The 19,431-nt window shown below is 66.2% G+C and carries 22 protein-coding genes and 1 tRNA gene; 17 read left to right on the plus strand and 6 right to left on the minus strand.

The features are described from left to right. The first annotated feature begins 292 nt into the window (after positions 1-292). From MFF55_RS02550 to MFF55_RS02595, 10 genes are all read left to right on the plus strand, one after another. Positions 293-751: a Tat pathway signal protein gene (locus MFF55_RS02550; RefSeq protein WP_373874698.1), complete on the plus strand. Its 459-nt coding sequence runs from the start codon at positions 293-295 to the stop codon at positions 749-751. A gap of 32 nt (positions 752-783) precedes the next feature. Next, entirely contained in the window at positions 784-1,476 is a 693-nt protein-coding gene (locus tag MFF55_RS02555) for a MotA/TolQ/ExbB proton channel family protein (RefSeq protein ID WP_238242504.1), read from the plus strand. 69 nt (positions 1,477-1,545) lie between these two features. Continuing rightward, the gene (gene tolR / locus MFF55_RS02560) at positions 1,546-2,013 is read left to right on the plus strand and encodes a protein TolR (protein ID WP_238242505.1); all 468 of its coding nucleotides are present in this window, start codon (positions 1,546-1,548) and stop codon (positions 2,011-2,013) included. 4 nt (positions 2,014-2,017) lie between these two features. Continuing rightward, entirely contained in the window at positions 2,018-3,151 is a 1,134-nt protein-coding gene (gene tolA, locus MFF55_RS02565) for a cell envelope integrity protein TolA (protein WP_238242506.1), read from the plus strand. Between the two features lie 49 nt (positions 3,152-3,200). Then, entirely contained in the window at positions 3,201-3,731 is a 531-nt protein-coding gene (locus MFF55_RS02570) for a metallophosphoesterase (protein WP_238242507.1), read from the plus strand. A gap of 108 nt (positions 3,732-3,839) precedes the next feature. Then, on the plus strand, positions 3,840-4,151 hold the full coding sequence (locus tag MFF55_RS02575; protein WP_238242531.1) for a hypothetical protein: 312 nt from the start codon (positions 3,840-3,842) through the stop codon (positions 4,149-4,151). A gap of 94 nt (positions 4,152-4,245) precedes the next feature. Further along, complete coding sequence (locus MFF55_RS02580) at positions 4,246-4,404, plus strand: hypothetical protein (protein ID WP_238242508.1); 159 nt, start codon at positions 4,246-4,248, stop codon at positions 4,402-4,404. Between the two features lie 266 nt (positions 4,405-4,670). Beyond that, positions 4,671-5,147, plus strand: a complete 477-nt coding sequence (locus MFF55_RS02585; RefSeq protein ID WP_238242509.1) for a MarR family winged helix-turn-helix transcriptional regulator — start codon at positions 4,671-4,673, stop codon at positions 5,145-5,147. 355 nt (positions 5,148-5,502) lie between these two features. Continuing rightward, positions 5,503-5,961, plus strand: coding sequence for an NUDIX hydrolase (locus MFF55_RS02590; protein WP_238242510.1), 459 nt, complete (start codon positions 5,503-5,505; stop codon positions 5,959-5,961). A 104-nt stretch (positions 5,962-6,065) separates the two neighbouring features. Beyond that, positions 6,066-6,140: transfer RNA gene (locus MFF55_RS02595), tRNA-Thr, on the plus strand. 99 nt (positions 6,141-6,239) lie between these two features. Here the strand turns inward: MFF55_RS02595 and MFF55_RS02600 are convergent. Continuing rightward, positions 6,240-6,749, minus strand: coding sequence for a hypothetical protein (locus MFF55_RS02600; protein ID WP_238242511.1), 510 nt, complete (start codon positions 6,747-6,749; stop codon positions 6,240-6,242). A 208-nt stretch (positions 6,750-6,957) separates the two neighbouring features. Further along, positions 6,958-7,746, minus strand: a complete 789-nt coding sequence (locus MFF55_RS02605) for a hypothetical protein (RefSeq protein WP_238242512.1) — start codon at positions 7,744-7,746, stop codon at positions 6,958-6,960. Between the two features lie 91 nt (positions 7,747-7,837). Here MFF55_RS02605 and MFF55_RS02610 point away from each other — a divergent pair, with 91 nt between their 5' ends. Next, entirely contained in the window at positions 7,838-8,047 is a 210-nt protein-coding gene (locus MFF55_RS02610) for a YlcI/YnfO family protein (RefSeq protein ID WP_238242513.1), read from the plus strand. Between the two features lie 3 nt (positions 8,048-8,050). Next, positions 8,051-8,263: a hypothetical protein gene (locus MFF55_RS02615; protein WP_238242514.1), complete on the plus strand. Its 213-nt coding sequence runs from the start codon at positions 8,051-8,053 to the stop codon at positions 8,261-8,263. 211 nt (positions 8,264-8,474) lie between these two features. Here the strand turns inward: MFF55_RS02615 and MFF55_RS02620 are convergent, their stop codons facing one another. From MFF55_RS02620 to pedF, 4 genes are all read right to left on the minus strand, one after another. Continuing rightward, positions 8,475-9,116, minus strand: a complete 642-nt coding sequence (locus tag MFF55_RS02620; RefSeq protein ID WP_238242515.1) for a response regulator — start codon at positions 9,114-9,116, stop codon at positions 8,475-8,477. Between the two features lie 112 nt (positions 9,117-9,228). Further along, a complete protein-coding gene (locus tag MFF55_RS02625; protein ID WP_238242516.1) occupies positions 9,229-10,998 on the minus strand; it encodes a PQQ-dependent methanol/ethanol family dehydrogenase in 1,770 nt (589 codons plus the stop codon). A 263-nt stretch (positions 10,999-11,261) separates the two neighbouring features. Further along, a complete protein-coding gene (locus MFF55_RS02630) occupies positions 11,262-12,104 on the minus strand; it encodes a substrate-binding periplasmic protein (RefSeq protein ID WP_238242532.1) in 843 nt (280 codons plus the stop codon). Positions 12,105-12,127: 23 nt separating this feature from the next. Continuing rightward, on the minus strand, positions 12,128-12,556 hold the full coding sequence (pedF, locus tag MFF55_RS02635) for a cytochrome c-550 PedF (protein WP_238242517.1): 429 nt from the start codon (positions 12,554-12,556) through the stop codon (positions 12,128-12,130). Positions 12,557-12,923: 367 nt separating this feature from the next. On the opposite strand from pedF, the gene pedA1 reads away from it, so the two are divergent. From pedA1 to MFF55_RS02660, 5 genes are all read left to right on the plus strand, one after another. Then, the gene (gene pedA1, locus MFF55_RS02640; protein ID WP_238242533.1) at positions 12,924-14,057 is read left to right on the plus strand and encodes a lanthanide ABC transporter ABC transporter substrate-binding protein PedA1; all 1,134 of its coding nucleotides are present in this window, start codon (positions 12,924-12,926) and stop codon (positions 14,055-14,057) included. Further along, complete coding sequence (locus MFF55_RS02645; protein ID WP_373874701.1) at positions 14,057-15,100, plus strand: YVTN family beta-propeller repeat protein; 1,044 nt, start codon at positions 14,057-14,059, stop codon at positions 15,098-15,100. The genes pedA1 and MFF55_RS02645 overlap by 1 nt, the downstream gene beginning before the upstream one ends. Positions 15,101-15,267: 167 nt before the next feature. Further along, complete coding sequence (locus MFF55_RS02650) at positions 15,268-17,307, plus strand: 4Fe-4S binding protein (protein WP_238242534.1); 2,040 nt, start codon at positions 15,268-15,270, stop codon at positions 17,305-17,307. Continuing rightward, positions 17,304-18,305 (plus strand): FAD:protein FMN transferase, encoded by a 1,002-nt coding sequence (locus MFF55_RS02655; RefSeq protein ID WP_238242519.1) that lies wholly within the window; start codon positions 17,304-17,306, stop codon positions 18,303-18,305. Before MFF55_RS02650 ends, MFF55_RS02655 begins: the two co-directional genes overlap by 4 nt. Before the next feature lie 89 nt (positions 18,306-18,394). Beyond that, the gene (locus MFF55_RS02660; RefSeq protein WP_238242520.1) at positions 18,395-19,015 is read left to right on the plus strand and encodes a tetratricopeptide repeat protein; all 621 of its coding nucleotides are present in this window, start codon (positions 18,395-18,397) and stop codon (positions 19,013-19,015) included. Positions 19,016-19,431 lie beyond the last annotated feature (416 nt).

The raw sequence follows: 19,431 nt of genomic DNA on the forward strand, positions 1-19,431 counted from the left end.
CATTTTCGGCAATCGGATCTGGGTGCATCCGGCAAGATCGCCATGAAGCCACTCCGGCAGCCCATGGTAACAGTTTGGAACTGCTCTCATTTCCAGCGGGCACCTTGATCTGCCGACCTCAAACCGGATACTCCACGGCGCGAGCGGCAGACACAGCCCCGAGCTTCGGCGACACGGCGCGCGGCCGTTCTTTCCAGGCTGAGCGAGGCTTCCGGTCAGGTCCCGAACCGGTTCGATCCGGGGAGCCTCTGGGCAGAACCTGGCCGCGCAGCATCGCGGGCGGGGAACGAGAATGGACGAGGGACGAGACGTGATGGGGATGCGAACCGGGCTTGCTGCCGGCCTGCTGGGCCTTGCCCTCTCTGCCACTCCCGGCTCCGTCCTGGCGCAGGAGAACAAGGTCCCCGTTCTCAAGCTCGAACTGAACCGCCTCGAGACTGCGGGCGAGGCCTGCCGCACCTACCTGCTCGTGGACAACAGCCGTGGTCCCGGCCTGAAATCGCTCAAGGTGGATCTCTTCGCCTTCGATACCGAGGGTGTGGCGCAGAGGCGGCTCGCCGTCGAACTCGGGCCGATCCAAGAGAAGAAGACCATGGTGCGGCTGTTCGACTTCCCGGCGCTCGCCTGCCCGAAGATCGGGCGCGTCCTCCTGAACGATGTCCTCACCTGCGAAGGGGGCGAGGCGAGCCGCGAGAATTGCCTCGAGCGCGTGGAGACCGAGAGCAAGGCCTCCGCCCCCTTCACGCGCTGAACCTATCCGCGATTCCTCACCCAGGAGCCGACATGGACCCGACCTCCGCGCCCGCAGCGGTCGCGCACGATCTCTCCTTCGTAGGTCTGTTCCTGCAGGCCGATCCGATCGTGAAGGGCGTGATGCTGCTGCTCGCCATCGCCTCGGTCGCCTGCTGGACAGTGGTCATCGAGAAGGCCGTGCGGCTTGCCAGCGCGAAGCGGCAGGCGCGCGCCTTCGAGGCCCTGGTGCGTTCGGGCGGGAGCCTCGAGACGGGCAGCGAGGGTATCGCCTCGCGCGTGGTCAAGGCCGCTCTCGACGCCTGGCGCGACCAGGACGCGAGCGAAAGCAGGGCGGAACGCCGCGAACGGATCGAGCGCGCGATGCGTGCCGCGCTCACGGGCGAGGTCAAGCGTCTGCAGAGCGGCCTCCCGCTGCTCGCCACATCAGGCTCGACCGCGCCCTTCATCGGGCTGTTCGGCACGGTCTGGGGCATCATGAACTCGTTCTCGTCGATCGCGAGGAGCCAGGACACCTCCCTCGCGGTCGTCGCGCCGGGTATCGCCGAGGCGCTTTTCGCCACCGCCATCGGCCTCGTCGTCGCGATCCCCGCGGTGATGGCCTACAACAAGCTGACGAATGACCTGGGCCGCATCCAGTCGGCTTTCGTCTCCAGCATCGGCGTCCTCGGCAACCGCCTCGCCCGGGACCGCAGCGTTCACGGCCGAGCGGCCGCGGCAGAGTAATTCGAGGAACCGGCACTCCCTCCCGACAGGAGGTGGAGCGCAGCGGCCCCGGGAGGGCGTAAGTCAGCGATGGCAATGGGTTCAATCCGCTCCACGGGCGGCGATGACGAGGACGGCCTCGATACGACGCCGATGTCCGAGATCAACGTCACGCCGATGGTCGACGTCATGCTCGTGCTGCTGATCATCTTCATGGTGGCGGCCCCCCTGATGACCACGGGCGTGCCCGTGCAGCTGCCCAAGACCAGCGCGGCGAAGGTCGCCCAGGCGAAGAAGCCGCTCGAGATCTCCATCGACAAGGACGGCAACCCCTTCCTCGCCAAGGAGGCCCTGAGCCCGGAGACGATCATGGCGCGGCTGCGGGCGCTCGCGGCCGAGGACCCGAGCCAGGTCATGCTGGTGCGCGGCGACCGCGACGTACCCTACGGCAAGATCATGGAGGTCATGGGCATCGTCGGGCAGGCCGGCTTCACGAAGGTCTCCCTGATCGCGCAATCGCCCGGCGGGCCGGCGCCGGCAGCGGGCGCGACGCGATAGCATCATGAGCGCGCTCGCCTTCAACGACGATCCCGGGGATCGACCCTCCGGGCTCGGCCCGGCCCTTCTCGTCGCGCTCACTCTCCATGTTGCGGCCATCACCGGGCTCGCGCTCTACACGCCGACGCCGACGGCGCCTCCCGGCGAGAGCGTGGTCTCGATCGACCTCGCCCCGCAGATGATCGAGGCCGGCAACCAGGCACCTGCCGAAGTTGCGCGCTCCGAGGCCATACCGGAGACCGCCAAGCCCGAGGGCGAGCCGGAGGCCGTGAATCCGGTTGAGGCGCCCGAGGAGACGAAACCTCCGCCGCCGGCGGAGACGGCCGAAATTCGTCCGGACGAGGCGGCACCGCCTCCGCCTACGGAAATGACCCAGGTCATGCCCGAGGAGGCGCAGCCGCCACCGCCGCCGGAGACGGTGACCGAAGCGGTGCCCGACACTCCGCCGCCTCCCCCCGATGAGCAGGTGATCACCTCTCAGGCTCAGGAATCCGAGCCGCTCGCCCCTCCGCCGCCCGTCGTCGCCAAGCCGCCGGAGCCGCCCAAGCCCGTGGAGATCGCAAAGCCGAAGCCGCAATTGCCCGATCCGGCGAAGCTCGCCGCCGAGCAGGAGGCGCGCCGCCGAGCGGCGATCGAGCGGAAACGGGAGGCGCAACGTGAGCAGCGCCGCCTGGAGGCGATGACGGAGAAGCGCGAGGCCGAGCGCGAAGCCAGGATCAAGGCCGCCGCCAAGGCCAAGGCCGATCGCGACGCGGCACGGCGCGCGCAGGCGGCCGTCGAGGGCAATTCGCAACGCAACGCGGCGGCAAGCTCGCGTCAGAACAGCAGCGGGGCCGCCGCGAGCGGCAACGATCCCAACGCCCTGCGGGTCTGGCAGGGCGCGCTCAGCTCCGCCATCCAGGGCCGTATGAACCGGAACGCGGCAGCCGGCACCCCCGGCGGCCTCGCGGTCGTGCGCTTCACGGTCTCACGGACGGGCCAGGTTCTCAGCGCGAGCCTCGCCAGCGCGAGCGGCATCGGTGCCATCGACAATGCGGCCCTTGCGGCGGTGCGTGGCGCATTGCCGGCCGCGCCGGCCGGCTTCGCCGGCAGTTCGCTCGCGGTCACGGTTCCCCTGCGCTTCAGTCCTGGGCGCTGAAGCGGCCTCAACGGCGTTGTCCCGCCAACGGAGGAGGGCGCGCAGCGGCATGGCGATCTGGTTCACGAGCGACACGCATTTCGGCGACCCGCGCGTGTTGCGCATCGATCGGCGGCCTTTCCCCGACCTTCCGAGCCATGACGCCGCGCTTGTCGCGAACTGGAACGCGGTGGTCGCGCCGGACGACGAGGTCTGGCACCTCGGCGATTTCGCGCTGGGCCCCTCGGAGGAGCGGATCGCGGAGCTGCTCGGAGCGCTCCACGGCATCAAGCACCTCATCATCGGCAACAACGATGGGCCCCGAACCCTTGTCGCGGCCGGCTGGGCGTCGAGGGCGCATTACGCCGAGATCGTCGTCGACGAGCATCGTCTCGTCCTCTGCCACTACGCCTTCCGGACCTGGAACCGGATGGGCCGCGGCGTCATCGACCTGCACGGTCATTCACACGGCAAGCTGAAGCCGATCCCGCGCCAGTACGACGTCGGCGTCGACGCGCACGCCTTTGCTCCGGTGAGTTTGCCTACAATTCTCGCTTCGCGACGCTCGACGAAACTCGCCAGGGACCGGGTGGAACCTTGAGCTTCGGTCGGCCGTTGCTCGGACCTGAATGGACGACAATGACGGGGTCTCGCCGACATCTTGTCGGCGGTGCCTCTCACCCTTCGGGACATCCAGACCGGTTCCGTCATGCGTCATGCAAGCCGCCTCACCGCACTCACGCTTGGCCTGGTGGCTCTCGCGCTGCCCGCGATCGCTGCGCCCTCATGCCTGATGGCACAGCGGAAGGTCGATGAGGCGCAGGCCTTGCGCTTCCAGGCTCGCCAGGAAGCTCGGATCGGTGATCGCGACCGGGTCTGCGAGACTCTCGACGAGGTGGGCGATCGTTATGCCGACGCTCGCGATGCGTTCGAGGATTGCGGCGCAGGGATCATCGCGATCGATCTGCGCAGTGAATCGCGAGCCCTGCGCGTGGCGAAGAAAGTGAACCACTGCGACTAAACAGGTGCGGACCTGCACAGCGGCTCGGCTGCGGCGAGTGCACAGATAGTATCACACACCGCGAGCAACCCGCGGCCAGACAAGGTCAGATGCCATGAACACCGGTGCCGTCTCCCACGACATCTCCCTCGTTCCGACCAGCCAGGACGATCGCATGGCGGTATCCGGGCCGTCTTTCGGCGCGGCCCTCTGCGGCTTCGTGAGCACGACCGTCGCGACCACAATGGTCATGTTCCTGCTCAACAGCATCTAAGCCGTCTTCCGGCCGTATCGGCTGCGCAACGTTCAAGACCAGGCTCGCCGTGTGCGGCCGCATGCATCCGCGATGCGAGCACGTTTCCCGACCCTCTTGGGGCAAGTCCAAAATCTTCGTATCGTGGTCCAAATTATGCCTGGGCAGGCGCGGCCGCGCATTGCATGATGCATAAACCGGAGGTGGTGGGCCGCCCTTGCGTCAAGGCCTCTGGACAGTGAGCGCCCCGTCGGCTGTTCTACCGGCCGGGTCAGAGAACGAATGGCATGGTGTGCGTCGTGGATGCTCCGGTCGAGAAGACGACAGCGCTCGTCGATCCGCTCCTCCTGGACAATCAGCTCTGCTACGCTCTCTACGCGGCGGCTCACCGGATGACGAAGTCCTACCGCCCGGTGTTGGAGCGGATGGGCCTGACCTATCCGCAATACCTCGTTCTTCTCGTGTTATGGGAGACCGACGGGGTCACCGTCTCGGAGATCGGACGACGCCTGCGTCTCGATTCCGGAACCCTGACGCCGGTGCTCAAGCGCTTGGAGAGCGCCGGCTTCGTGCTGCGGAGCCGACGCCAATCGGATGAGCGGGAGGTCGAGATCGCCCTGACGCCTCACGGGACCGCGTTGCGCAGCCAAGCCGTGGCTGCGCGTGAGTCCGTGATGTGTCAACTCGACATGTCGGAGCCCGAGGTGCAGGCGTTGCGCGCGGATCTGAACGCGGTGATCCGGAACCTCACCGCGGCGGGCTGACGGCCGCACACCATCGAATTCCGTCGCTCGTCTTCGGTGCGGAATCCGAAGACGCTCGCGCGCGGCGCAAGCGTCACGGCTTTGTCGAATGAGGCGGCTAAATCTTCTCGGCCAGGACGATCGGCACCCGATTGGTTTGCCGGATAAGTTCTTCTCCGGTAGAGCCGGTACGCACCGTCTGCTTCGCGCGGCGGCACCGTTCGTCCTGATCCGGAGATGGCTTGGACGTGAATTTCGGCGGGCAGCGACAGTTTCCGAGTAGCACGTCCAAGGCAAGGCGCTGCTCGCAATTCAGGGCTGCCCCGCGCTTCACAGACTCGACCGAACCTCATCCCCACAGACGCGTTTTTAGCCGATGACCTTAGGCGTGCCAGAGAGCGACCGCGAGGCGCGCCGTCAGGTCGGTGCGCTCCCGTTCCGACGGACATCCCACGGCGGGTTCGAGATCTTGCTGGTCACGTCGCGCGAGAGCCGGCGGTGGGTCATTCCGAAGGGCTGGCCGATGAAGGGCCGCAAGCCCTACGAGGCGGCCGCACGCGAGGCCTACGAGGAAGCGGGGCTCGTTGGCCAAGTCGGCAAGCGGCCGCTCGGCTTCTATCTCTACGAGAAGCGCCTGAAGAGCCGCGACTTCGTGCTGTGTCAGGTGAAGGTTTTTCCGCTCGAGGTCCGCAAGCAGCTGAAGCACTGGCCGGAGCAGCACGAGCGGGAGGGCCGCTGGTTCTCACCATCCGAAGCCGCCGAGGCGGTGGCCGAGGCAGGATTGTCCGGCATCATCCGCTCGGTGACCAAACGAGAGCTCCACTTCGCCAAGTGAGGCGCGATGCGGGTGCGCCCGCCTGCGATTGCCAAGGCAGACGCGATCCGCTAATGCCCGTCCCGGTCCGGTGCAGCGCCTCGTTCAGGCCCCCGCGACCGTAAGCTGCTGTAGCTCAGTGGTAGAGCACTTCATTGGTAATGAAGAGGTCGACAGTTCAATCCTGTCCAGCAGCACCATCTCTTTCAATGACTTAGGTCGGATTGAGAGACGGACTGCACCCCGAGACGAACGATTGGGGTGCAGTGGGGGTGCAGCGGCTCACACGCTTCTCCCAATCATGCCATCGGGCTAAAGCTTCGGCTTCGGGCGGCCTTGAGCAGAGCAATGACGTTCCGGTACCCGGCCGCGTCGTTCATGGCCGCTGTGTTCACCCCCAGAGCCGTGAAAGTTGCGCTCTCCAGAGCAAGGCGACGCTCGGCCTCGTCCTCGGTGATCGTCTCGTCTTCCCAGTACCCGATGACGCGCTCGATCGCGCCGTCGAGGCTCCAGGCCACGGCCTCGTTGCTGTCGACCGGAACCGGATGACCAAGCGCGTTCCGAGCCGCCGCGGCTCGGGCCCAATGATCCGGTACGGCAAGCAGGGAAAGAACGCCGTCTAGGACAGCAGGAACGGTGCTAAAGTCGGGCATTGCGTTTCCTAAAAGCGGTATCACTTTTAGGAGATGGATTTGACCGAAGAGGCTGAGAAGGCTCGGGCTGGGCGAAAGAGCTTCGTGGGTGACGTCATGACGGCCCGATTCAAGGCCGGAGTGTTCGCGCGTATCGATGCTGTTGCCGGCAAGCACCGACGAGCCGAGTTCATTCGCGAAGCCGTCGAGCGCGAGCTGGCACGCTGCGAATCTGTCGAACCAGCCTCAGATGCTGGGGGCCCGCATCGATCTTGAACGGAAACATGCCGGGAGCTTGGTTGGGGCTGCGCACCTCATCCGCTCATCGATGTGGTCTAGTCGCCTTGCCTAAGCAGAGCGACGCCGCTCGAATTTTGGTCCGCTGTTAGAAGGACGGGACGACGACCTGATCGCGGCTCACGCCAGCCGCCGCCATACCTTCAGTCCGACCCTTGCCTTCCCAGAAGGCGATCAGCTCGGCCGCCAATTGGTCGAAGCGGTCGGTCGCAGGATTGTAGGGCTTTCCGCAGACCAAATTCTTCTTGTGGTAGGCGAACCGGACAGCGCCCTCCATGATCCGATCCTGATCCGTCACGACCTCGTAGGCGGTCGGCACGTCCTCGGGCAGGACCTCGTACGGCAGGACGCCGTCGACGAAGTAGACCAGTGCCGAGCGGTGGACGCGGGCGACGACGACGGTCGGATGAGGCCAGCCGCAGGCGAAGAAGGCGGCGCCGTCGAACGGGTCCGACCCAGGACAACCGATTCCCCAATGCATCCCGGCCGCGTTCTCTTCCGGGGTGCAGTTGACGGTGCCGCGAGCGATCGTGACGTCACCCTCGGGCAGGTAGGCCGGCAGTTCGAACTCCGCTCGCCGGCACCACTCCGCGAAGCCCCGCCGCCCGCCTGCCAGCTTGACCAAGCCAGGAAGCGACTTGTGGTCGAAGAGCACAACGCCCCGAATGGCTTGGCGTAGGAACTCCGCCGGAGCCCCGGCCTCGATCAGGACCGGGACCAAGCGCGCCGTGTGGGCGGCTCCGAGGTAGTCGACAAAGGCGCCGGTCGCGTCGGGGCGGCCTTCGACGATCAGACGCAGACCGACCTGAAGAGCGATCCTCTGACCGATGCTGCAGGGCACCGTAGCGATGAGTCTTGCGAGGGCTTGCACGTTCACGAGATCGGCCCTTCGGCTCCCCGAGCTGATATCGACTATTTAGGTGATATCATCTATATCTACAATAGATGATATCACTTTGGAGGCGAGTTTGACGGGATTGATGATATCAGGCACGAGCCCTGGTGTGGGCCGCGTTCAAATCAACCATGAGCAGACTCCCGCGCGCTTCGCCGAGGGCACCTTGGCAAGGATCGACGCGGTATTGGCGCCGAAGGAGAAGCGGGCGGACTTCATCCGCGAGGCCGTCGAGCGCGAACTCAAGCGTCGCGAGCGGCAGCGGTCGACCAAAGCTGACTAGGCGATGGAGGACGCACCGCACGACCGGCTCGCCGGCCTCGACCGCCTCATCCGCGAGACCGAGGAACGCCGCGTCGAGCAGATGCTCCACATCGCCTTCCTGATGGCCGACGAGGCGGACACGACCGAGTCTGAGGAGAGCCTACGTCAGATCGAGGCGTTGCTGGCCAGGATGCGGGTGCAGCGGGTCATGCTTCAGTCCGGCTCATCGCCATGAAACCACGCTTATTCGCACGGGGCTCGAACGAGGTCTGTGTTGCCGGTGCGGTCAGGATCATTCAGCTCGACAGCCGGCGGACCGCTTAGGGTGGAAAGCGGACTTTGGCCGTTCTTCCCGAAGCGGACGTTCCGATGCCGACCCGACTTTGCCGTAAGAAGCAGTTCGTAGTTTCTTCGCAAGCAGCCATTTGTCACTTTATAGATGCCATCTATACCTGCACGAAGGTCAGCGGTTCGGTCTCGATGACGATCTGAGTGCGGCTGATCACCTCGAGCTTGCGCAACAGCTCGGAGACATGCGCCTTCACCATTGAATCACCCACGCCGAGCTCGTGGGCGATCTGCTTGTTGAGCTTGCCCTGGCGGATCATCGTCAGCACCCGCAGCTGCTGCGGCGTGAGCCGCGCCACGCGCTCGGCCAGCGGCGCCTTGCGACCGGCGCTCGCCAGCTCAGGCGCGCGGGCGAGCGCGGGCGGCGTGTAGAGCGCGCCGCTGAGCACGGTGGCGATGGCCTGGGTCAGGGTGGCCTTGTCGACCGCTTTCGGCACGAAGCCGGCCGCGCCGTGGTGGAGGGCCTCGCGCATGATGCGCGGGTCCTCGTGGCCCGACACGATCAGGATGGGCAGGCGGGGGAAGCGGGCGCGCAAGGTCAGCAGGCCGTCGAAGCCGGTGACGCCTTGCATGGACAGGTCAAGCAGGATGAGCTCGATGCCCCGGCAGGCGGCGAGCACGTCGAGGGCGCTGCCGATGCCGTCGGCCTCGTGCAGGGCGGCGTCCGGGTAGGCTAAGCGGATCGCGCTGCCCAGCGCGTCCCGAAACAGCGGATGATCGTCAACGATCAGGAGATGCATGGGCGCGTACCCTAATCTCCGGGAGCCTAGCATCCCCATCATCCGAGTGCCACGCCGTTGCGAAAACGCGACCGCCGGAGAGCGCCTGGCTCCCCGGCGGCCGCTCTCGCACTCAGCGAGAGGCGACCGTCTTCGGCAGCTTGAAGGCCCAGAAGCTGCCGCCCTGGTTGATGCCGGCCGTGGACTTCGCCACCTCGCCGCCCCAGAGCGGAACCGCGCCGCCCCAGCCCGCCGTGATGCCGACCCACTGCTCGCCGTCCTGCTCCCAGGTAACGGGCGAGGAAACGACGCCGGTGCCGACCTGGAACTTCCAGACTTCTTCGCCGGTCTTGGCGTCGAAGGCCTTGAGGAAGCCTTCGGGCGTTCCCGTGAAGACAAGGTTGCCGGCCGTCGTGAGCACGCCGGCCCAGAGCGGCGCCTTGTTCTTGTACTCCCACACCGTCTTGCCTGAGGTCGGGTCAATGGCCTTGAGCGAGCCGATATGGGTGTCGAACACGGGTTTGATGGTGAAGCCGGCGCCGAGATAGGCCGCGCCCTTCTTGTAGTTCACCGGCTCGTTCCAGAGGTCCATGCCCCACTCGTTCGAGGGGACGTAGAACAGCTTGGTTTCCGGGCTGTAGCCCATCGGCATCCAGTTCTTGCCGCCAAGGAAGCTCGGCACCGCGAACACGGTGGAGCCCTTCTTGCCGTCCTGAGACTTCGACGGATCGGAGGGGCGGAAGGCCGGGTCGTAGATTGGGCGGCCGTCCTTATCGATCCCCTTGGCCCAGGAGATCTTGTCGACGAACGGCGTCGCCGAGATGAACTTCCCGTTTGTCCGGTCGAGGACATAGAAGAAGCCGTTGCGGTCAGCGGTGGCGCCGGCCTTCACGGTCTTGCCGTCCTTCTGCATATCGAAGGGCACGAACTCGTTGACGCCGTCGTAGTCCCAGCCGTCGTGCGGCGTGGTCTGGAAGCCCCAGACGATCTCGCCGTTCTCCGGGTTGAGGGCGATGCGCGACGCCGACCACTTGTTGTCGCCCGGCCGCATGGCCGAGTTCCACGGGCCCGGGTTGCCGGTGCCGAAGTAGAGAAGGTTGGTCTCGGCATCGTAGGTGCCGCCCAGCCACGTGGCGCCGCCGCCGAACTTCCACATGTCGCCGGGCCAGGTTTCGTTGACCTTGCCGGTCATAGTCGAGGGCTTGCCGTTGAGCTCGCCCATGTGGCCTTCGATCACGGGGCGTTTCCAGATCACCTCACCGGTTTCGGCATCGCGCGCCTCGACGCGGCCGACCACACCGAACTCGCCGCCCGACACGCCGGTGATGATCTTGCCATTCACGATCAGCGGCGCGGCGGTGTAGCTGTAGCCGGCCTTGAAGTCGTCGATGTCCTTGCGCCACACGACCTTGCCGGTCTTGGCGTCGAGTGCCACGAGCTTGGCGTCGAGGGTGCCGAAATAAACCTTGTCCTTCCAGAGCGCGGCGCCCCGGTTCACGACGTCACAGCAGGGCAGGATGCCCTCGGGCAGGCGGGCATTGTACTCCCAGAGCTTCTCACCGGTGCGCGAGTCGAGGGCGTAGAGACGCGAGTAGGAGCCGGTCACGTAGATGACGCCGTCCTTGACCAGCGCCTGGCTCTCCTGGCCGCGCTGCTTCTCGCCACCGAAGGAGAAGGAATAGGCCGGAGTCAGGCCCTTGATGTTGTCGCGGTTCAGCGTTTTTAGCGGGGAAAAGCGCTGGGCCTGGAGGCCAAGGCCGTAGGTGACGACGTCGCCAGTGGTCTTGGCGTCGTCGGCGATATCCTGTTCGCTGACGCCCGCGGCCAGGGCTGGCATCGCCGCGGCGCCGACGAGGAGCGCGACCGCTCCCACCGCCGCCAGAAGATGGTCTCGCACGCTCATGGGTGTCCTCCGTTTTGGTTGCGCGGCGCCGGTTCTCCGGCGCCGTCAGGGTCGAAAGCCTCCGTTGCTCGGATTGCGCCCCTTGGCATCGATAGTAATAGGCACGCAGGGCAGTTTGATATTGCCCATTAGTCGAACTCGATCTTTAAGAAACAAAAAATCGCCAAGATCTCGCAAGCAAGGCTGCGCCAACCGCCGAGTCAAATGCTCGGCGTCTTGCTTATCAAACCGTACCGGTGCGACGCGGCGGTGCCGACGCCCCGCTAATAGCCTTTCGGTGCGATGAAGCTGACGCCGTGCGCCTCGCATATCGCTTTGAGACGCCCTTCCGAGGTGAGGGCTGTGAGGGCGTCACTCACCGCATAGGCGAGGTCGCGGGAATCGGTCCGCACCGCGCCGCCGAGGTCCCAGCGGGACTTCACGAGCCCCGACAGAGCGATCTCGACGATCCGGTTGTCCTCGCGCGAGGCGCCCGCCGCGTGGAGCGCCGCCTCGATCGCCGGGCGCGTGCCGGCGAGGATCGACGTTTCACCGGCGAGGTAGGCCTTGGCCGCTTCGTCGAAGTTCCGGAAGTGCTTGAGCGCGGAGCGATAGCGACCGCCCTCGGCGAGCAGGAGCTGCATGTCGGAAGCGCTGGCGCCTTCCACCGCAACCTCGCGGCCCTCGATGTCGCCGAAGGTCTCGAAGGCCTCGACCTTGTCGCGCCGGAAGGCAAAGGCGAGATGCTGGTCGAAATAGGGGTTCGTCAGGAAGATCTGCTCGTTTCGCGTCGCCAGGATCTTATCGTGCGGCACGTGGAGCATGAGGTCGGCGAGCGGAGAGCCCGCGAGGTCACCGCGCCAGAGGTTCAGCCGGAAATCGCCGTCGACGTTCTCGCCCGCATCCACCAGGCGTAGGTTGAGGCGCACGCCGAGCTTCTCCGCAATGGCATGGGCCAGGTCGACCTCGATGCCGCGCTGGCGGCCCGCCTGCTCCTCGGAGAAGGGCGCGTTGTCGCTGTAGAGCGCCACACGGATCTCGCCTGCCGCCTTCACCTCGTCGAGCGGCCGGGGAAAGGCCGGTCCGGCGAGGATCAGTCCCAGGGCGATGAGGACCGAGCGGCCCATCCTGATGGCGGACGGCACGCTGGCTAGCTCTCGTGCTTGGCTTCGAGGTAGGTGCGGATCGCCCAGAGAGCTTCCTGCGAGAGGGTGCCCTCGAAGGAGGGCATCTTGGTCACGCCGTTGATAATGGCACCCTTGCGCACCCGCTCCAGGTACCAGGTGTCACCCTCCTGACCCTTGTCGAGGTAGCGCAGGTCCGGCGCGAGGCCGCCCGAGACGACCTGGAGGCCGTGGCAGCGGGCGCAGTTCTGGGCGTAACCTGAGGTGCCGATCTCGATGGCCTTCGGGTTGTCGCGGTAGGGGTTCGCGTCCTTCCACTCGGTGCCGAGGGGTTCGAGGCCGGTCGTGTCGACAGCCTGGGGCTGCACGTCGCCGTGGCCGCGCACGCCCTGTACCGAGAGGCCCAGCGCGAGCGCGATCATCGCAATGCTCGCAAGGGTGGGGACCTTCCGCATACCGTTTCCTCCTGATCTTGAGGGATGGTTAGCAAGTGCTCGAGTCCAAACCCATTGTGCTTTGGTACACCTCGTCCGATTGCTGCAGCGGCTCGCTGATAGAAGAATTCGCGGGTGCTCGTCTGCGAGCTCGCAGGGACTCTTCTGGTATACCGCACCGCCTGCACGTCGATGGTTGGCTGGGCTATGCACCTTGGTCCAATACGCTGCGTAGGCTGTTCCCGCCTATCATCCGACCAACAAAGACGATGGGGCGGAAACGGGATCGGCCGCGATGCAGGCGCCGGCGAAACAGGGAAGCGGCGGAGGTCGGCGATCCGCCATGTGGGCGGCCGCTCTGTGTCTCTGCGCGACGTTGCTGCTGCCGATGGCTGCGACGGCTGAAGCGCCATCTCCGGTGACGATCCATTATCTCGAACGGCGCATCGAGCGGCCAACCCCCCTCAATAACGAGGACCCGATCCCGGAGGACGAAGGCCTAAGGGGTGCGGAGCTCGGCCTGCGGGATGCCAACGCCACTGGCCGATTCCTGTCCCTCGCCTTTGCGCTGAAGCCCACGGTGGTCGAGCCGGGCGGGGATCTCATCGCCGCGTTCAATGCACTTAATGCGCCGCGCTTCGTCCTCCTCAACATGCCAGCCGACGACGTGCTGGCCTTGGCCGACCTACCGGGCGCCAGGAACACGATCTTCCTCAACATCGGCGCGCCCGACACCCGCCTTCGTGACGGCGATTGCCGGGCGCGGCTGATCCACGTCCTGCCCGCCCGAGACATGCTCGCCGATGCTCTCGTTCAATTCCTCGCTTTCAAGCGCTGGGGGCGCATCTTCCTGATCTCCGGCCCGGGCGACGGCGATCGCCTCTACGCCGAGGCCCTGCGCCGGAGCGCCCGCAAGTTCGGCGTGCGGATCGTCGCCGAGACCAGCTTCGACGTTCGGGGCGCCGACATCCGGGATTCAGCCCTGCGCGAATTTGCGCTGATCACCCGCGGTCCCGAGCACGACGTGGTCGCGGTGGCCGACGAGACCAACGAGTTCGGCGCGAACCTCGTCTACAACACCGCGGCAGCCCGCCCCGTCGTTGGCACGCACGGCCTCAGCCCGGCCACCTGGGGGCGCCCGGTCGAGGCCTGGGCGGGGGTGCAGCTTCAGGGCCGCTTCCGCAAGCTCGCGAGCCGCGCGATGCGGCCGATCGATTATGCGGGCTGGCTCGCAGCCCACGCGGTCGGGGAGGCTGCGGTGAAGCTGCGGAGCGCGGAGTCGGCGGCGATCCAGCGACTGATGCTGTCGCCCGCCTTCGAGGTCGGAGGCTTCAAGGGCCGGGCGCTCAGCCTGCGACCCTGGAACGGCCAGATGCGCCAGCCCGTCTTCCTGCTCTGGCCCGGCGCAGTGGTCGCCGCCGCGCCAATCGATGGCTTTCTCCACCACCGCACCAATCTCGACACGCTCGGCCTCGACCAGTCCGAGAGCGCCTGCAAGGCCTTCGTTGGAAGGGCCGAGTGATGCCTCGCACTCTGAAACGTCGTGCGCGCAACCCCTCGTTCCTTGGGGATGGCAGGGCATGGATAGCCCTCCTCCCCTTGGCCTTCGCGTCCGCCTCGGTCCTCGCCGACGAGGTCTTCGTGTCGAACGAGCGCGACAACACGATCTCGGTCATCGACACGGCGAGCCTTGAGGTCACCCGCACCTTCGCGGTCGGCCGGCGGCCGCGCGGCGTGATCTTCTCGCGCGACGGGAAGCGCCTCTTCGTCTGCGCGAGCGATTCCGACGCCGTCCAAGTGGTCGATCCGGATACCGGCAAGCTCCTGCACGACCTGCCCTCGGGCGAAGACCCGGAGCAGTTCGCCCTGGCACCGGACGGCCGTACGCTCTTCATCGCGAACGAGGAGAACGCCACCACCACGGTGGTCGATGCCGAGAGCCGCAAGGTGCTCGCGCAGATCGATGTCGGGATCGAGCCCGAGGGCATGGCCGTCAGCCCCGACGGGCGCATCGCGGTGACGACATCCGAAACCACCAACATGGTCCACTGGATCGATGTGCCGAGCCTGAAGGCGATTGACGCGACGCTCGTCGAGCAGCGCCCGCGTCACGCCGAGTTCAGCCGAGACGGGACCAAGCTCTGGGTCTCTTCCGAGATCGGCGGCACCGTGGCCGTCATCGACGTGGCCACTCGCAAGGTCATCGAGACCATCGGGTTCGCGATCAAGGGCATCGCGGACGACCGGATCCAGCCCGTCGGGATCGTCCTGACGCGGGACGAGCGCTTCGCCTTCGTGGCGCTGGGACCCTCGGACCGCGTCGCAGTGGTCGATGCCAAGAGCTACAAGGTGCTTGGCTACATTCTCGTCGGCCGCCGGGTCTGGCACCTCGCGCTGACCTCGGACGAGACCCGACTTCTCGCCACCAACGGCGTCTCGGGCGATGTCTCGGTAATCGACGTCGCGAGCCAGCGCGCGATCAAGAGCATCAAGGTCGGTCGCTTCCCCTGGGGCGCCGCCGTGCGACCAGCGCCCGAAGCGAACGCCACGGGCTCCACGAGGTGACCCATCACCGTCTCGCACGGACCTCGACGGGCTCCCTCTCCCAGGGGAGAAGGGACCCAAGCTCCGTTCGCCGAGCATTCCGGTTGCGCTCGCGAGGCCTACCGACCGGCAAGCATTTGCAGGCTCATCGTTTGGTGGCTTGGACCGTCCTTCTGGTCCTCTTCACCATGCCAACCTTCGCCGGAACCCTCGACCGTGCCGGGATGGAGCGGCAGTTCCCGGCACCCCTCGTCGTCGGCGAGCGAGACGAGGCGGTGCCGGTCTGGCCGATCCTGAAGCAGGAGGCCGGCGCCTACGAGATCTTCGCCTACGCCTTCGAATCGATCGACCTCGCGCCAATCCCGGGTTTCGGCGGCACGCCGCCCAACCTTCTCGTGGCGCTGACGCCCGATGGTTCCTTCCGCGACGTGAAGGTGCTGTCCCACCACGAGCCGGTTTTCCTCGAAGGTCTCGGCTCGGAGCCGCTCTTCGCCTTCGTCGAGCAGTATGTGGGCTTGTCGGCGCGGCGCACGATCCGGGTCGGGCGCCCAAGCGCGAGAGCCAATGGTGCCTCGCCGCTCGCCGTTGTAGACGGAATCTCGATGGCGACCGCCTCGACGAGGGTTATTAACGAGTCGATCCTCGCCGCCTCACTCGCCGTCGCCCGCCAGAAGCTTGGCTTCGGAGCGGCGGGCAAGGCTGGGCTCAAGGTTGAGGCGAAGCAGGATCTCTACGAGCCGCGGAGCGTGGCCGAACTGATCGAGCGCGGTCTCGTGAAGCGGGTCGTGGTCACGAACGGTGAGGCGGACGCTGCCTTCAAGGGCACGGCGGTGGAAGGTCAGGGCGAGGGCTCGCTCGAGGCGCCGCTCTCGGACTTGGTCATCGCCTATCTGAACGTCCCGACCATCGGCCGAAACCTTCTTGGCGAGGAACGCTTCGCCGCCTTGATGCGTGAGCTCGGCCCCGGCGACCACGCCATCCTTGTCGTCAGCACCGGCCCACTCAACCCGCTCGGCGAGGATTTCATCCTCGGCTCGATTCCCGACCGTCTGACCGTGATCCAGGACGGGCTCGCGGTGAACGCCCGCGACATGGCGATCGAGCGCCGCGGCGGCGGGGTAGAAGGTCTACCGGCCGGGCCCTGGACCATCCTGAAGATGGTGCAGCAGGCCGGCTTTGACCCCTCCGCCCCCTGGACCCTGACCCAGAAGATCACCCGCGAGCGCGGCCAGATCCTGGTCGAACGGGTCTCCCGCGAGTTCGCCGCTGGCTACGCCCTCCCAGCGAACCTGTTCGACCGCGAAGTGCCCGAGGCTGCGGCGACCTGGTTCGACTCCTGGAAGGCGCGGGGTTGGGAACTCGGCCTAATCACGGCCTCCTTCTTCCTGCTCGTGCCGGTGCTCGTGCGCCAGCGCGGGCTCGTGGCCGACCAGACGCGCTTCACGGCTTTCCGGCTCGCCTTCCTCGCCTTCACCCTCCTGTTCATCGGCTGGTACGCGCAGGCCCAGCTCTCGATCGTGACGCTGGTCGGCCTCGTCCGGGTGGCGGTGACCAACGGCGACCTCAGCTTCCTCCTCTACGACCCGCCCTCGCTCCTGCTCTGGGCCTTCGTGCTGGCGACTCTGGTCGTCTGGGGGCGCGGAACCTTCTGTGGCTGGCTCTGCCCCTTCGGAGCGCTGCAGGAGCTTGCCGCCCGGCCCGCGAAGGCCCTTCGCCTGCGCCAGGTCACCGTGCCGCCCTCGCTCGACCGGGGCCTACGCTTCGTGAAGTACGGCGTGCTCGCCGCGATCCTGGGCGCCGCCGCCCTCGCCTCACCCCTCGCGGACAGCTTTTCCGAGATCGAGCCCTTCAAGACGGCGATCACCCTCTACTTCGTCCGGACGCCAGCCTTCGTGGCCTACGCCGTTGGGCTAATCCTCCTCAACCTCTTCGTCTACAAGGCCTTCTGCCGCTATCTCTGCCCGCTCGGCGCTGCCCTGGCACTCGGCGGTCGCCTGCGGCTGCTCGACTGGATTCCCCGCCGGGCCGAATGCGGTAGCCCCTGCCAGCTCTGCAAGGTTCGCTGCCGCTACGGCGCCATCGCGCCCTCCGGCGAGGTCGATTACGCCGAGTGCTTCCAGTGCATGGATTGCGTCACGATCATCCACGATCCGACGCAATGCGTGCCGCAGGTGGTGGCGCGCAAGCGCGGCCGGACGCTTGCCCCGCAGCCGATGGCCGCCGAATGAGGAACAGCGACCATAGAGTCTGCAACCGGTCAGGCGTCGAGCGCCGCAAGGTGGTTCTCGGTGCCGCCGGGCTGCTCGCTGCGGCGGCCGGCGGCGTACCGGCGTTTCGAGCCCTTGCGGAGCGGCGCGGCCTGACGACGCGTACACGCGCGGGCATCGCCCTCGGCACCACCATCTCGTTCACACTGGCAGGGACCGAACTTCGTGTTCTCGAGGCGGCGCTCGGGAACGCGTTCCGCGCCGTCCGGCAGGTCGAGGCGGCGGCAAGCCTATTCCGCCCGGACAGCGGCCTGTCGCGTCTTAACCGTGACGGCCGGCTCGCCGATCCCGACCCCCTCCTGGTGATGCTGCTGCGCTTCGGCCTCGATCTCGCGCGGGCGACGGACGGGGCCTTCGATCCGACGGTGCAACCGCTGTGGCCGCTCTGGGCGAAGGCGGCGGCGAAGGGCACGCGGCCAAGCGATGCGGCGCTCGCCGAGGCGGTCGGCCGCGTCGGGTGGCAGGACGTCACGATCAATGAGGAAGCGATCGGTTTCGAACGTCCCGGCATGGGCGTTACCCTCAACGCACTGGTGCAAGGCTTTGCCGCAGACCAGGCGATGGCGGCGATCGCCGCACACGGCATCGCCGACGCCTTCATTGATACCGGCGAGTTTGGTGCTCGCGGCTCGCATCCGGACGGTACACCCTGGCGGCTCGGGATCGCCGATCCGCGCGCGCCCTCGGCCCTTGCGGAGGTCGTCGTGCCCTTCACGGGCTTCGCCGCAACCTCGGGCGATTACGCGATGAGCTTCTCGCCCGACAGCAGCGACCACCACATCTTCGATCCCAGGACGGGGCGGTCTCCGCACGGGCTGTCTTCTGCTACCGTCACGGCCCCGACGGGCCTTCTTGCGGACGGACTATCGACGGCGGTCTTCGTGCTCGGCGAGGCAGGGGGACGGCGGCTCGTCGCGCAGTATCCGGACTGCACCATGCGCATCATTGCAAAAGCCTAGATCAGGGCTGTCACTGCGGCTCGCTGAGTCTGATCCTGTTCATTCACAGGGGTGAGGATTTGATGGTCATGTTGGAAGGAGAAATACCGATGCCGCCTCGCATCCTGGGATTTAGTCTCGCAGTGGCGCTTTCTCTGACTGCCAGCTTCTCTATCGACTCGTTCCCTGCCGCCTCGGAGATCCCTGCTGCGGGACAGGCCGACGGCTCTGCCGATGCCGTGACCAACCTCAGGGCCTATGCCGAGTACAAGATGGGCCACTACGATGCCGCGAAGGAGATCTGGGAGGGCCTCGCGGCCAAGGGAAACACCACCGCGATGATCAACCTGTCGAACATGTTCTCCCAAGGGAACGGGGTCTCGGCGGATGAGAAGAAGGCGTTCAGCTACACCCGACAGGCTGCCGAACTCGGCGATGCACGCGCTCAGCATGAACTTGGCCTTGCCTACGAGAGGGGCAGCCTCGTCGAGCGAGACCTTGAGAAGGCAGGCGAATGGCTGCGAAAGTCTGCCGCGCAGGATTATAGCGACGGCCAATTCGCCTATGGGGTGCTCCTCGCCACGGGGCGCGGCAAGGGTCTCGATCGCGCCAGAGAGGCCGATAAAGTCGAGGCTATCTCTTGGCTGAGGAAGGCGCAGGCTCGCGGGAACACCGAGGCCTCGGGCTACATCGAACTACTAGACACTCCGAAGCGTGACCCAAAGGAGTAAATCCAAACCAGTTAAGTTTGAAGCCATGACAGCGAACGAGTGCCGACAGAGCAAAATCAGCAGATATCACACCGACATGTATGAGCCAGTTCAACCACGGCTGCTATCACCTCATTTCCGAGATCGTCAAGTTCGACGAGCATATCCATAATAGAGTTGCTCACGCCTGATATCGTGGTTGACTTCCCTTTCTGCGTCTAGAAGTGGATAGCCATTAAATTACTCATTCCGATCATATGCGTCCGTTCTATATGGCTTCACAAAAGCGGACGCTCCGAAGGTCCGACTAGGGTGGAAAGCGGACGTTGGCCCTCCGTCCAAAAGCGGACGTTCCGCCTCTGACCCAGACTTGCCGCGAAAGCGCGGCTGCACGGTCCTTGGAAGCGGACGTTCTCAGACCGCATGACTGCGGACTG

Origin of the sequence: Methylobacterium iners (assembly GCF_022179305.1) — a bacterium.
Classification (GTDB): Bacteria; Pseudomonadota; Alphaproteobacteria; order Rhizobiales; family Beijerinckiaceae; genus Methylobacterium; species Methylobacterium iners.

Excerpts from the sequence above, each read along its gene's own strand:
- pedF (WP_238242517.1), bottom strand. The coding sequence starts at position 12,556 with ATGCGGAAGGTCCCCACCCTTGCGAGCATTGCGATGATCGCGCTCGCG.
- MFF55_RS02650 (WP_238242534.1), top strand. The coding sequence starts at position 15,268 with ATGCCAACCTTCGCCGGAACCCTCGACCGTGCCGGGATGGAGCGGCAG.
- MFF55_RS02615 (WP_238242514.1), top strand. The coding sequence starts at position 8,051 with ATGGAGGACGCACCGCACGACCGGCTCGCCGGCCTCGACCGCCTCATC.
- MFF55_RS02550 (WP_373874698.1), top strand. The coding sequence starts at position 293 with ATGGACGAGGGACGAGACGTGATGGGGATGCGAACCGGGCTTGCTGCC.
- MFF55_RS02570 (WP_238242507.1), top strand. The coding sequence starts at position 3,201 with ATGGCGATCTGGTTCACGAGCGACACGCATTTCGGCGACCCGCGCGTG.
- MFF55_RS02660 (WP_238242520.1), top strand. The coding sequence starts at position 18,395 with ATGCCGCCTCGCATCCTGGGATTTAGTCTCGCAGTGGCGCTTTCTCTG.
- MFF55_RS02645 (WP_373874701.1), top strand. The coding sequence starts at position 14,057 with ATGCCTCGCACTCTGAAACGTCGTGCGCGCAACCCCTCGTTCCTTGGG.
- MFF55_RS02630 (WP_238242532.1), bottom strand. The coding sequence starts at position 12,104 with ATGGGCCGCTCGGTCCTCATCGCCCTGGGACTGATCCTCGCCGGACCG.
- tolR (WP_238242505.1), top strand. The coding sequence starts at position 1,546 with ATGGCAATGGGTTCAATCCGCTCCACGGGCGGCGATGACGAGGACGGC.
- MFF55_RS02585 (WP_238242509.1), top strand. The coding sequence starts at position 4,671 with ATGGTGTGCGTCGTGGATGCTCCGGTCGAGAAGACGACAGCGCTCGTC.
- MFF55_RS02625 (WP_238242516.1), bottom strand. The coding sequence starts at position 10,998 with ATGAGCGTGCGAGACCATCTTCTGGCGGCGGTGGGAGCGGTCGCGCTC.
- MFF55_RS02555 (WP_238242504.1), top strand. The coding sequence starts at position 784 with ATGGACCCGACCTCCGCGCCCGCAGCGGTCGCGCACGATCTCTCCTTC.
- MFF55_RS02575 (WP_238242531.1), top strand. The coding sequence starts at position 3,840 with ATGCGTCATGCAAGCCGCCTCACCGCACTCACGCTTGGCCTGGTGGCT.
- MFF55_RS02655 (WP_238242519.1), top strand. The coding sequence starts at position 17,304 with ATGAGGAACAGCGACCATAGAGTCTGCAACCGGTCAGGCGTCGAGCGC.
- pedA1 (WP_238242533.1), top strand. The coding sequence starts at position 12,924 with ATGGCTGCGACGGCTGAAGCGCCATCTCCGGTGACGATCCATTATCTC.
- MFF55_RS02590 (WP_238242510.1), top strand. The coding sequence starts at position 5,503 with ATGACCTTAGGCGTGCCAGAGAGCGACCGCGAGGCGCGCCGTCAGGTC.
- MFF55_RS02580 (WP_238242508.1), top strand. The coding sequence starts at position 4,246 with ATGAACACCGGTGCCGTCTCCCACGACATCTCCCTCGTTCCGACCAGC.
- tolA (WP_238242506.1), top strand. The coding sequence starts at position 2,018 with ATGAGCGCGCTCGCCTTCAACGACGATCCCGGGGATCGACCCTCCGGG.
- MFF55_RS02620 (WP_238242515.1), bottom strand. The coding sequence starts at position 9,116 with ATGCATCTCCTGATCGTTGACGATCATCCGCTGTTTCGGGACGCGCTG.